This is a genomic window from Bradyrhizobium mercantei (genome assembly GCF_001982635.1).
Classification (GTDB): Bacteria; Pseudomonadota; Alphaproteobacteria; order Rhizobiales; family Xanthobacteraceae; genus Bradyrhizobium; species Bradyrhizobium mercantei.
On record NZ_MKFI01000008.1, the window covers coordinates 261426 to 274382 of the forward strand.

Here is a 12957-nt window from a genome sequence, read left to right on the forward strand (position 1 = left end):
GCGAGACACGCATTCCGCGCGGCGGCCGCCGCGCGTTGCTGTTCTCGATTACGTGATGCTCAGGCTGCGACCGCAGCGGCGCGCGGGCTGACCACGTATTCCTTCAGCACCTTGTCGGTGCCGTCGACTTCGGTCAGCACAACGTCGTAGGACCACAGATCGGCGAGATGCTGCAGCACGCGCCGTGCGTCGGTCTCGTTGAGCTGCGCGCCCTTCACGGTGGTGTGACGCAGCAACAGGCGGCGATCGCCGTCGAGATCGACATCCATGACCTCGATATTGGCGTCGACGAAACCGACATCGTATTGCCGCGCCAGCTCGCGGCGCACCCGCCGGTAGCCACGCTCGTCATGGATCGCATCGACCTTGATCCCCTGGCTTTCGGCGGGATCGTCGTGCAGGTGGAACATGCGGAAGCGCCGGATCAGTGCCGGGCTGAGAAACTGGTTGATGAAGCTCTCGTCGCGATAGTTGCTCCAGATCTCGCGCAGCACACCCTCGACGTCGCCCTTGCCGGCGATGTCGGGGAACCAGTCGCGGTCCTCGTCCTCGGGGTTCTTCACGATGCGCTCGATGTCCTGCATCATGGCAAAGCCGAGCGCGTAGGGATTGAAGCCGGAATAGCGGCGATCGTCGAACTCCGGCTGGAACACCACATTGGTGTGCGACTGCAGGAATTCGAGGAAATTGCCGTCGGTGATCCGGCCCTGCTGATGCAGCCGGCTCATGATGCGGTAATGGACGTAGGTCGCGGTGCCCTCGTTCATCACCTTGGTCTGGCCCTGCGGATAGAAGTACTGCGCGATGTGGCGGACGATGCGAATGAGCTCGCGCTGCCACGGCGCAAGGCGCGGCGCGGTCTTCTCGAGGAAGTAGAGGATGTTCTCCTGCGGCAGGCCGAGCAGCGCGCGGCGGCGTTCGGCGCTCAGCGTCGCCTTGCTCTTGGCCTTGGTGTTCGGCACCGTTCGCCACAGATCGTTGAACACGGCTTCCTCGTGCTGCCGGCGCTCGCCGGCCCGCTTCTCCTCGGCGCGCAGGTCGAGCGCCTTCTTTCCGGGATAGCGGTCGACGCCGTGCGACATCAGCGCATGCGCGGCATCGATGGTCCGCTCCACCGTCTCGCGGCCATGACGATCCTCGCAGACCGCGATATAGCCCTTGGCGAATTCGAGATAGTCGAGGATGCCGTCGGCATCGGTCCACTGCTTGAACAGATAGTTGTTCTTGAAGAAGTGATTGTGCCCGAACGCCGCGTGCGCGATCACCAGCGTCTGCATCGTCGCCGTGTTCTCCTCCATCAGATAGGAGATGCACGGCGAGGAATTGATCACGATCTCATAGGCGAGGCCCATCAGGCCCTTGCGATAGGACGCCTCCTGGAAGGCGAACTGCTTGCCGAACGACCAGTGCTTGTAGAACAGCGGCATGCCGACCGAGGAGTAGGCGTCGAGCATCTGCTCGGCGGTGATCACCTCGATCTGGTTGGGATAGACGTCGAGCCCGAGCTCCTTGCGCGCGACCTCCTCGCAGGCGTCGTGAATCCGCTGCAAGGTCTGGAAATCCCAATCGGCGCCCTCGAACAGCCGTTCGCCGGAAGATCCCATCAACTATACCCTTTCCTGACTGGTGCGGCGCTTGAACAGGTCCTGGAACACCGGGAAGATCTCGCCGCGCTCGCTCACCTTGCGCATCGACAACGGCGCGCCGTCGTTGCGCAGGCGCTCGTAGAGCGTCCAGAGCGAGGAGTCCGGCATGTCGAAGGTGTAGTTGGCGGCCTCGCCGACCTCGAGATAGGCGAAGAACTGGCAGACCGGCAGGATCTTGTCGGTCAGCAGAAGCCCGGTCAGCCCGCTGTCGGAGGTCATGTTGTCGCCGTCCGAGGCCTGGGCGGCGTAGATGTTCCAGTCGGCGGGACGGAAGCGGGTGCGGACGATATCGTTCATCGCGACCAGCGCGCTCGACACCAGCGTGCCGCCGGAAGCCGGCCCATGGAAGAACGTATCCTCGTCCACCTCCTCGGCGCGGTCGGTGTGCCGGATGAACACGATCTCGACGTGCTTGTAGCGCCGCTTCAGGAAGACGTAGAGCAGCATGTAAAACCGCTTCGCCAGATCCTTCATGTGCTCGGACATCGAGCCCGAGACGTCCATCAGGCAGAACATCACGGCCTGCGCCACCGGCTTCGGCACCGTCTCGAAGCGGCGATAGCGGATGTCGATCGGATCGATGAACGGGATCCGCTTGGCCTTGGCCCTCAGCGCTTCGAGCAGCGCCAGCAGCTCGCGGCGGCGCGCGGGATCGTCGCATTCCGCCAGCTCCGCCTCGAGCGCTTCGAAGTCGTCCTTGCGCGGCCGGCGCAACGCTACGCGACGCGCCAGCGCCCGGCTCACGGTGCGGCTGATCGAGATGTTGGCCGGCGAGCCCGAGGTCGCATAACCGGCGCGCTGGAGACCCTCGCTCTCGGTTTCCGCGAGCTTGCGCTTGGCAAGGTCAGGCAGTTCGAGATCGTCGAGGAAAAGATCGACGAACTCCTCGCGGCTGAGCACGAAGCGGAAGGCGTCCTCGCTGTCGCCCTCGCCTGCGCCGGAGCCCTTGCCGCCGCTCTGGTTCGGACGCTGCAGCCAGTCGCCCTCGACGAACTTCTTGTTGCCGGGCAGCACCATGTCACGCGTGCCGCCCTCGCGCCGGAACCGCGGCTCATCCATGCCGTCCAGCGGGATGGTCACTTCGCCGCCCTCCAGGACATCCTTGATGTCCCGGTCCTGCGACGACTTCTTGACGGCTCCCTGCACCAGCGCCTTGGCGCGCCGCAGGAAGCGCTGGCGGTTCTCCAGGCTCTTGCTACCCGGGTTCAGCCGCCGATCGACGATATGCATGACCACTTTGCATCTGCCTCGCGCCGGATGCGATCGTGACGTCGCATCGCATTTTTCTTCGACGGGACGGAAAGCCGGTGCCGGCTTTCCGGATCATGCTCTAGCCGGCCTGCTTCACCCGCATGTACCATTCGACGAGCCGGCGGACCTGGCGCTCGGTATATCCGCGCTCCACCATCCGTTCGACGAACTCGCCGTGCTTCTTCTCGGTCTCGCCGTCCTTCTTGGAGCCGAACGAGATGACCGGAAGCAGATCCTCGACCTGCGAGAATATCCGCTTCTCGATCACGTCGCGAACCTTTTCGTAGGAGGTCCAGCTCGGGTTCTTGCCGTTATTGTGCGCCCGCGAGCGCAGCGAGAACTTGACGACCTCGTTGCGGAAATCCTTCGGGTTGGCGATACCTGCCGGCTTCTCGATCTTGGTCAGCTCTTGATTCAAAAGCTCGCGGTTCATCAGCTGGCCGGTGTCGGGATCCTTGAAGTCCTGGTCTTCGATCCATGCATCGGCATAATCGACATAGCGGTCGAACAGGTTCTGGCCGTAGTCGGAGTAGGATTCCAGATAGGCCTTCTGGATCTCGTTGCCGATGAATTCGGCATAGCGCGGCGCGAGATCGGCCTTGATGAATTCGAGATAGCGCTTCTCGGTCTCGTCAGGCAGTTGCTCGCGGCGGATCGACTGCTCCAGCACATACATCAGATGCACCGCGTCGGCGCCGACCTCGGTGGTGTCGTGGTTGAAGGTCGAGGCCAGCACCTTGAAGGCAAAGCGGGTGGAGACGCCGTCCATGCCCTCGTCGACGCCGGCGGCATCCTTGTATTCCTGGACGCTGCGCGCCTTCGGATCGGATTCCTTCAGGCTTTCGCCGTCATAGACCCGCATCTTGCCGAACAGCGTCGAGTTCTCGTGCTTGCGCAGCCGCGACATCACCGAGAAGCGCGCCATCGTCTCCAGCGTGGCCGGCGCGCAGGGCGCGGCGGCGAGCTCGGAGCCCTGGATCAGCTTCTCGTAGATCTTCTGCTCTTCGGTCACCCGCAGGACGTACGGCACCTTGATGACGCAGATGCGGTCGATGAAGGCCTCGTTGTTCTTGTTGGTCTTGAAGCTCTGCCACTCGGCTTCGTTGGAGTGCGCGAGGATGATGCCGGTGAACGGGATCGCACCGATATTCTCGGTGCCGATGTAGTTTCCTTCCTGCGTCGCGGTCAGCAGCGGATGCAGCATCTTGATCGGCGCCTTGAACATCTCGACGAACTCCAGCACGCCCTGGTTGGCGCGATTGAGGCCGCCGGAATAGCTGTAGGCGTCCGGGTCGTTCTGGGCGTAGGTCTCGAGCTTGCGGATGTCGACCTTGCCGACCAGCGAGGAGATATCCTGGTTGTTCTCGTCACCGGGCTCGGTCTTGGCAACCGCGATCTGGCGCAGCCGCGACGGCTGGATGCGAGCAACGCGGAATTGCGAGATGTCGCCGCCGAAAGCCTCAAGCCGCTTGTAGGCCCACGGAGACATCAGCCCGCTCAAGCGCCGCCGCGGAATGCCGTACTTCTCCTCGATGATCGGCCCGAGCGTTTCCGGATCGAACAGGCCGAGCGGGCTCTCGAACACCGGCGAGAGCTCGTCGCCGGCCTTCAGCACGTAGATCGGGTGGACTTCCATCAGCGCCTTGATGCGCTCGGCGAGCGATGACTTGCCGCCGCCGACCGGTCCGAGCAGATAGAGGATCTGCTTGCGCTCTTCGAGGCCCTGTGCGGCGTGGCGGAAGAAGCCGACCAGGCGCTCGATCGTGTCCTCCATGCCGTAGAAGCCGGCGAAGGCCGGATACGACCTGATCGTACGGTTCAAAAAGATACGGCCAAGGCGTGGGTCCTTGGCCGTGTCGATCATCTGGGGCTCACCGATTGCCGCTAATAACCGCTCGGCCGCATTGGCATATCGCATCGGATCACTTCGACACGACTCCAGATACTCGGCCATCGACATGTCGGTCTGGCTTCGCGCTTCAAACGACCTTGCGAAGGCGTTGAACAAAGAATCGTTGTACATGATCCCTCTCTCCACGATATGTATCGCCGCACGACTGACACGAGTCGTAACAAGAGCGTCCTAGGATCGAATCAGCGTCGGCACGCTGGGTCCATTGGACACTCGACCGACTCACTTCGGCAATGCACGGCGCGTGCAGCCTCTGCCTTATCAACAGGCAGGAAGCTTAATGGTTCATCAATATCCCCTTGTTTTTGGTGGCTGTAACCCCTCCGCCACATCCGTGGTTTACCGGGGCCGAGCCCTCCCAAGTGGACGTCCGAACGGGGCAACTTCCCCGTCCGGCGATGAACGTTGGGCTTCCCTTAAAAGGTGTGGCCGTCCAGCCTTGGCGTCAAGATGCGCACTTCACGAACCGCATAAACAAAGGTTACGGACAGCATAAACAAACGTTCATGTCCGATGAACGTGCCACCTTGTCGCCGCGACTAAGGCAACGAGCCCGCGCAGTTCCGCGCAGCACCATTGCCGCGCTGTAAAGATGACACCTGGAGGCGCGGGGTATTCCCGAGGCCGGTCATGAAGCAGACGCTCCTTGTTGTCGCACTCGCAGCCGCGGCCTCTGCCGGCGCGGCGGTAACCGTCCAGGCGGAGGACGGCGTCGACAAGGCCGGGGCCACAGCCTTCGACATCAGGATGTTCGCAGGCCCGCCCGGCGCGAAAGCCTATGCCTGCTTCGTGCGCCGCTACGATGCAAATCATCTGGCGCAGCACCCGAAGCAGAAGGTCAGCGCGATGAAGCTTCTGGTCACAGCCGAAGACGCGCCGGAGGACAAGACCACCAACTACTCGTTCCGGCTCGGCGTCACCTACCGCCACCGCTCCGGCAATTTCGACTCCAGCGGCTTCTGCAACCACGCCATCGCGACCGACTCCGGACACGAAATCCGCTTCGAATGCGGCGTGGATTGCGAAGGCGGCGGTATCAGCGTGGCGCTGTCAAAGGACGACAAATCCGCGATCGCGCGCCTGAGCAGCATCAGGATGTGGAATCGCAACAAGCCCGACGATGACGCGAGCGAAGAGCTGATCGCCGGCGCCGACGACAAGATCTTCCGCGTCGATCGCGCGGACACCCGCGAATGCGCCGAACTTGTGACTGACCGCAAGGAACTCGCAGCCCTCCGCCACAAGTGATAGGCTCGCCCAGGTCGCCAACGCCGGGTCAACAATAATTGTTGCGAGGGACGCCATGCATCGACGCAGCATCCTGTGGGGCAGTCTCTCGGCGATCGGCGCCGCACTTGCGGCGTCACGGGCGAACGCCGCCACCGAGGCGCCGCCGCAGAAGCTGAAGGTGGTCTATCACCTCGATGACCTCGGCAAGGTCAATTTCGTGATCGGCAACATCCAGAACCATCTCGACGGCGTCGGCGGCCCCGGCAATGTCACGATCGCGCTGGTGGTGCATGGCCAGGCGCTGAAGGCGTTTCATGCGGCAGCCGCCAATCCCGACCTGTCAAAGCATGTCGGGCAGCTCTCCAGGGACGGGATCGAGCTTGCCGCCTGCGCCAACACCATGAAATCGCAGAACATCGGCCTGAAGGACCTGCTCCCCGGCTTCGTCGTCGCCGAGCGCGGCGGCGTTGTGCGGCTCGCCGAGCTGCAATCCCGGGGCTATCTCTACCTGCGACCCTGACGCGCCATGCTGCGCCGCGACGCGTCATAAAAATGTGCTGAGATCGGGGTCTGCTCGGACCCGCGCTCCGAGGGGATCGAACTGTTGTGAATGGCGTTATCCCTTGGGAATGCTGATATTCCGCCCGGGCCCCCAGTCATGTTGACAATCCGCCTCCGTCCCCGAAAGCTGCCCGGGAACCCAAAAATCGACCCTCGATCGAACGAGAACAGGCACCCATGAACCCCGTCAAAGCACTCGAAAATCACCGCCAGGCCGTCTGGCTCGACTTCCTCGCGCGCGGCTTCGTCGCCAACGGGGACCTGAAGCGGCTGATCGAGACCGACGGCGTCAAGGGCGTGACGTCCAACCCCTCGATCTTCGAGAAGGCGATCGGCTCCTCGGACGAGTATGACGGGGCGATCGGCCAGGCCCTCAAGAAGGGCGACCGCTCGGTTGCCGACCTGTTCGAGCATCTTGCCGTCGAGGACATCCAGCATGCCGCCGACGTGCTGCGCCCGGTCTACGACCACAGCCACGGCGGCGACGGCTTCGTCAGCCTCGAAGTGTCGCCCTATCTGGCCATGGACACCAAAGGCACGATCGCGGAGGCCGAGCGGCTCTGGAAGGACGTCCACCGCAAGAACCTGATGGTCAAGGTGCCGGCGACGCCGGAGGGATTGCCCGCGATCGAGTATCTGATCGGCGAAGGCATCAGCATCAACATCACGCTGCTGTTCTCGCAGAAGGTCTACCGCCAGGTCGCCGAGGCCTATCTCAAGGGCCTGGAGAAGTACGTCGCCAAGGGCGGCGATCCCTCCCATGTCGCAAGCGTCGCGAGCTTCTTCGTCAGCCGCATCGATTCTGCCGTCGACAAGCAGCTCGACGAGAAGATCGCGCGCGCCAACGACCCCTCAGAGAAGGAGCGGCTTGCCGCGCTGAAGGGCAAGGTCGCGATCGCCAACGCAAAACTCGCCTACCAGGACTACAAGCGGCTGTTCGCGGGCGCGCGCTGGGACAAGCTCACCGCCAAGGGCGCCAAGCCGCAGCGGCTGTTGTGGGCGTCGACCGGCACCAAGAACAAGGATTACAGCGACGTGCTCTATGTCGAGGAGCTGATCGGCCCCGACACCGTCAACACCGTGCCGCCGGCAACGCTCGACGCATTCCGCGACCACGGCAAGGTCCGCGACAGCCTCGAGGAGAATGTCGAGGACGCCCGCCACGTGCTGGAGGAGCTGGAGAAGTCCGGCATCTCGCTCGACGCGATCACCGAGGAGCTGGTCAAGGACGGCGTCAAGCTGTTCGCCGACGCGGCCGACAAGCTGTACGGCGCGGTCGCCCACAAGCGCGCCACCTCGCTCGGCGGCGGCATCGACCACCAGAAGCTCGCGCTCGGCGCCGGCATCGAGAAGGCGGTCGAGAAGAGCACCGAGGAATGGCGCGCCTCCGCCAAGATCCGCAGGCTCTGGCACAAGGACAAGTCGGTCTGGACCGGCGATGACGAGGACAAATGGCTGGGCTGGCTCACCAGCGCCGCCTCCGCCGACGTCGCCGACTACGAGGATTTCGCCAGCCGCGTGAAGGGGCAGAACTTCACCGACGCCGTCGTGCTCGGCATGGGCGGATCGAGCCTCGGGCCGGAGGTGCTGGCGCAGACCTTCCCGCACAAATCCGGCTTCCCGCGGCTGCATGTGCTCGACTCCACCGATCCGGCGCAGGTACGCGCGATGGAGGAGTATGTCGACATCTCGAAGACGCTGTTCATCGTCTCCTCCAAATCCGGCGGTACCACCGAGCCGAATGTGATGAAGGACTATTTCTTCGACCGGGTGGCCAAGGCGATCGGCAAGGACAAGGCCGGCCACCGCTTCATCGCGGTGACCGATCCGGGCTCCTCGCTGCAGAAGGTCGCGATCAAGCAGGGTTTTGCCCGCATCTTCTACGGGGATCCTGCGATCGGCGGCCGCTATTCCGTGCTGTCGCCGTTCGGCCTGGTGCCGGCGGCGGCCGCGGGCATCGACGTCCGCAGCCTGCTCGGCCACACGCTCGCGATGGTGCGCTCCTGCGGCGCCGACGTGCCGCCGCAGGAAAACCCGGGCGTCCAGCTCGGGCTCGCGATGGGCATCGCCGGGCTGGAAGGCCGCGACAAGGTGACGATCTTCGCCTCGCCCGAGGTGGCCGATTTCGGCGCCTGGGCCGAGCAGCTGATCGCGGAATCGACCGGCAAGGACGGCAAGGGCCTGATCCCGATCGAGGGCGAGACGATCGGCGATGCCACCGTCTACGGCAATGACCGCTTCTTCATCGACCTCCGCACCGAGAGCGAGCACGACGCCGCGCATGAGGCAAAGCTCGCGGCGCTCGAGGCCGCCGGCCATCCCGTGGTCCGGATCGTGATGAAGTCGATCGACCATATCGGCCAGGAGTTCTTCCGCTTCGAGATCGCGACCGCGGTGGCGGGCTCGATCCTCGGCATCAATCCGTTCAACCAGCCCGACGTCGAGGCCGCCAAGATCAAGACGCGGGAACTCACCGCGGCGTTCGAGAAGACCGGCTCGCTGCCCGCCGAACAGCCTGTCGTGTCGGCGGACGGGGTCGATCTCTACACCGACGCGCAGAACGCCGAGGAGCTGCGCAAGGCCGGCGCCAATGGCGACCTCAATTCCTGGATCAAGGCGCACCTCTCGCGCTCCGGCCGCGGCGACTATGTCGCCTTGCTCGCCTATATCGAGCGCGACGGCGACACCATCGACGCCATGCAGGCGATGCGGCTGAAGGTCCGCGATGCCAAGCACCTTGCGACCTGCGCCGAGTTCGGCCCGCGCTTCCTGCATTCGACCGGGCAGGCCTACAAGGGCGGGCCCGACAGCGGCGTGTTCCTCCAGGTCACGACCGACGATAGCCAGGACCTGGCGGTGCCCGGCCAGAAGGCGAGCTTCGGCGTGATCAAGGCGGCGCAGGCCCGCGGCGATTTCGACGTGCTCACCGAGCGCGGCCGGCGGGCGCTGCGCGTGCATCTCAAGGGCGATCTCACCTCCGGGCTTGCGGCGCTCGACGCCGCGATCTCGGCTGCGTTGAACTGACGGAGGCCAAAGATGCAACTCGGCATGATCGGCCTCGGGCGGATGGGCGGCAACATCGTCCGCCGCCTGATGACCCAGGGCCACACCACCGTGGTCTATGACAAGGATCCGAAGGCAGTCGCGGCGCTCGTCGCCGACAACGCCACCGGTTCGGCGTCGCTGGAGGACTTCGTCCTCAAGCTGGAGACGCCGCGCACCGCCTGGGTGATGCTGCCGGCCGGCAAGATCACCGAAGCCACCATCGAGGCGCTGTCGAAGCTGATGCAGCCCGGCGACGTCATCATCGACGGCGGCAACACCTTCTGGCAGGACGACGTCCGCCGCGGCAAGGCGCTGAGGGAGCGCGGGCTGCACTACGTCGATGTCGGCACCAGCGGCGGCATCTGGGGCATCGAGCGCGGCTACTGCATGATGATCGGCGGCGACAAACCCGTCGTCGACCGGCTCGACCCGATCTTCAAGACGCTGGCGCCAGGGATCGGCGACATCCCGCGTACCTCCGGCCGCGACGGCCGCGATCCGCGCATCGAGCAGGGCTACATCCACGCCGGCCCAATAGGCGCCGGGCATTTCGTCAAGATGATCCACAACGGCATCGAATACGGCCTGATGCAGGCCTATGCCGAAGGCTTCGACATCCTGAAGAACGCCAATATCGAGGCGCTGCCGGCGGATCATCGCTTCGATCTCGACATCGCCGACATCGCGGAAGTGTGGCGGCGCGGCAGCGTGATCCCGTCCTGGCTGCTCGACCTCACCGCCTCGGCGCTGGCGCAGAACCACACGCTCGACAATTACTCCGGCTTTGTCGAGGATTCCGGCGAAGGCCGCTGGACCGTCAATGCCGCGGTCGACGAGGCGGTGCCGGCCGAGGTGCTGACGGCCGCGCTCTACACCCGCTTCCGCTCGCGCAAGGACCACACCTTCGCCGAGAAGATCCTCTCGGCGATGCGCGCAGGTTTCGGCGGCCACAAGGAGCCGCCGAAGAAGGCTTGAAAGCGTTGTCGAGCGAAGTGGGCACCGGTTCGCGTGAAGAACGCGTCGAGAAATTTACCACGGAAGGTCACGTGCAGAAGAAACCCGATCCATGCTCCTTCATCATCTTCGGCGCCACCGGTGATCTGACGCACCGGCTGGTCGTCCCGGCACTCTACAATCTTGCCGCCGGCAATCTGCTGCCGGAGAAATTCTGCGTCGTCGGCATTGTCCGCAAGGGCATCTCGAGCGAGCAGCTGACCGACAGCCTGATGCAGGGCCTGCGCAAATTTGCCACCCGTCCGGTGGATGAAGCAATCGCGAAGCGGCTGTTCGAATGCGTCACCTCGATCGAGGCCGACCCGCGCGATCCGGCGTCGTTCGATGCCATGAACGAGCAGCTCGACAAGCTCGAGCAGGCACGCGGCACCGGCGGCAACCGCCTGTTCTATCTCGCGACCCCGCCGAGCGCCTTCCTGCCGATCAGCGAGCAGCTCGGACGCACCGGCATGCTGGAGGAGAACGGCGCCTGGCGGCGGCTGATCGTCGAAAAGCCGTTCGGCACCGATCTGCCTTCGGCCAGGGCGCTGAATTCAGCGCTGCTGAAGCTGATGGACGAGCACCAGATCTACCGGATCGATCATTACCTCGGCAAGGAAACCGTCCAGAACATCCTGGTGCTGCGCTTTGCCAACGGCATGTTCGAGCCGATCTGGAATCGCAACCACATCGACCATGTCCAGATCACCGTCGACGAGAAGATCGGCGTCGGCCATCGCGGCAGCTTCTACGATGCCACCGGCGCGCTGCGCGACATGGTGCCGAACCATTTGTTCCAACTGTTGTCGCTGGTGACGATGGAGCCGCCGGCGCGGTTCGATGCCCATGCGGTGCGTTCGGAAAAGGCCGAGGTGCTGAGCGCGATCCAGACCCAGACCGAGCAGGAAGCGCTGTCCAATTCGGTGCGCGGCCAGTATCGCGGCGGCCGGATCGGCGACAACGAGATCGAAGACTATCTGAAGACACCGGACGTCAAGCCCGATAGCTGGACCGAGACCTATGCCGCGCTGAAGCTGACCATCGACAATTGGCGCTGGGCCGGCGTGCCGTTCTATTTGCGCACCGGCAAGGCGCTGACCACCAAGCGCACCGAGATCGCGATCAAGTTCAAGCAGGCACCGTTCGCGATGTTCCGCGACACCGCGGTCGACCGCCTGTCGCAGAATTACCTCGTCATCTCCACCGAGCCGACCGAAGGCATCGAGCTGCAATTCAACACCAAGGTGCCGGGCCCGGCCATCAACATCGACGGCGTCGAGATGAAGTTCCGCTACAAGGACTACTTCAAGGCCGAGCCGTCGACCGGCTACGAGACGCTGATCTACGACTGCATGATCGGCGACAACCTGCTATTCCAGCGCGCCGACAGCGTCGAGGCCGGGTGGACAGCGGTGCAGCCCTTTCTCGATGCCTGGAGGAATGCCGGCGGGCGTGGCCTGCAACCCTACAAGGCGGGCACCGAAGGCCCGGAGGCCGCCAACGCGTTGCTGACGCGCGACGGCCGCAGCTGGCGAAAGCTGGGCTGACATGACCGCGGGCGGCGAACGCAAGATCATCACGGTCGCCGATCCGGCGGCGCTGGCGAAGGCGGCCGCCGAGCGGGTGATCGCAAGGATCGACGAGAACCCCGGCCGGATCGCGATCTGCCTCACCGGCGGCTCCAGCCCGAAGGCGCTCTACCAGCTGCTGGCGACGCCCGACTATCGCCGGCGGATTCCCTGGGACCGCATCGACTGGTTCATCGGCGACGAGCGCCTGGTGCCGCGCAAGGACCCACTGCACAACATGAGCATGGCGCGCCAGGCCTTCCTCGACCGCTGCGCCCCGGCCGCCAATGTCCACCCGATCGCGACTGACACCGCCGACCTCAGGGATCCTGACGTCAGCGCGGCGCTGTATGAGAACGAGCTGATGGCCTTCTACGGCGCCGAACAGCTCGATTCGCAGCGGCCGCTGTTCGACCTGGTGCTGATGGGCATCGGCCCCGACGGCCACACCGCCTCGCTGTTTCCCGGCTATCCCGCCGTCGAGGAAACCCGGCGCTGGGTGGTCGGGGTGCCCAAGGCCAATGTCGAGCCGTTCGTGCCGCGCGTCTCCTTGACGCTGCCTGCCCTCGCCTCCTGCCGCGAGATGCTGTTCGAGGTGGCGGGCGAAAACAAGCGCGCGATCTTGACGCGCCTATTCGCAGGCGAGAACCTGCCGGCAAACCGCGCACGATCGCTGGGCGAGACCGTCTGGCTGATCGACCAGGCCGCGCTGCCGGAGGATTTTGCTGGAGCATGACCCGGAAAAGTGGAA

General features: G+C 64.4%; 9 protein-coding genes. 6 read left to right on the forward strand and 3 right to left on the reverse strand.

Features of this window, described 5'->3' with window-relative positions; all coding sequences use genetic code 11:
• Positions 1-59 precede the first annotated feature (59 nt).
• From BI327_RS34080 to BI327_RS34090, 3 genes are all read right to left on the reverse strand, one after another.
• Positions 60-1604, reverse strand: coding sequence for a SpoVR family protein (locus BI327_RS34080; RefSeq protein ID WP_076865747.1), 1545 nt, complete (start codon positions 1602-1604; stop codon positions 60-62).
• 3 nt (positions 1605-1607) lie between these two features.
• Positions 1608-2876 carry a YeaH/YhbH family protein gene (locus tag BI327_RS34085; RefSeq protein ID WP_076865748.1) on the reverse strand — a complete coding sequence of 423 codons (1269 nt, stop codon included), beginning with the start codon at positions 2874-2876 and terminating at the stop codon, positions 1608-1610.
• Between the two features lie 100 nt (positions 2877-2976).
• Complete coding sequence (locus BI327_RS34090; protein WP_076865749.1) at positions 2977-4920, reverse strand: PrkA family serine protein kinase; 1944 nt, start codon at positions 4918-4920, stop codon at positions 2977-2979.
• 519 nt (positions 4921-5439) lie between these two features.
• Between BI327_RS34090 and BI327_RS34095 the strand changes: the two genes are divergently transcribed.
• The 6 genes from BI327_RS34095 (at position 5440) to pgl (ending at position 12942) form a co-directional block, all read left to right on the forward strand.
• Positions 5440-6057 carry a hypothetical protein gene (locus BI327_RS34095; RefSeq protein WP_076865750.1) on the forward strand — a complete coding sequence of 206 codons (618 nt, stop codon included), beginning with the start codon at positions 5440-5442 and terminating at the stop codon, positions 6055-6057.
• 55 nt (positions 6058-6112) lie between these two features.
• Entirely contained in the window at positions 6113-6559 is a 447-nt protein-coding gene (locus BI327_RS34100) for a DsrE family protein (RefSeq protein ID WP_076865751.1), read from the forward strand.
• A 218-nt stretch (positions 6560-6777) separates the two neighbouring features.
• Positions 6778-9624: a bifunctional transaldolase/phosoglucose isomerase gene (locus BI327_RS34105; RefSeq protein ID WP_076865752.1), complete on the forward strand. Its 2847-nt coding sequence runs from the start codon at positions 6778-6780 to the stop codon at positions 9622-9624.
• Between the two features lie 12 nt (positions 9625-9636).
• Entirely contained in the window at positions 9637-10620 is a 984-nt protein-coding gene (gene gnd, locus BI327_RS34110) for a phosphogluconate dehydrogenase (NAD(+)-dependent, decarboxylating) (RefSeq protein ID WP_076865753.1), read from the forward strand.
• A gap of 71 nt (positions 10621-10691) precedes the next feature.
• The gene (gene zwf / locus BI327_RS34115) at positions 10692-12185 is read left to right on the forward strand and encodes a glucose-6-phosphate dehydrogenase (protein WP_076865754.1); all 1494 of its coding nucleotides are present in this window, start codon (positions 10692-10694) and stop codon (positions 12183-12185) included.
• 1 nt (position 12186) lies between these two features.
• Positions 12187-12942, forward strand: a complete 756-nt coding sequence (gene pgl, locus BI327_RS34120) for a 6-phosphogluconolactonase (RefSeq protein ID WP_076865755.1) — start codon at positions 12187-12189, stop codon at positions 12940-12942.
• Positions 12943-12957 lie beyond the last annotated feature (15 nt).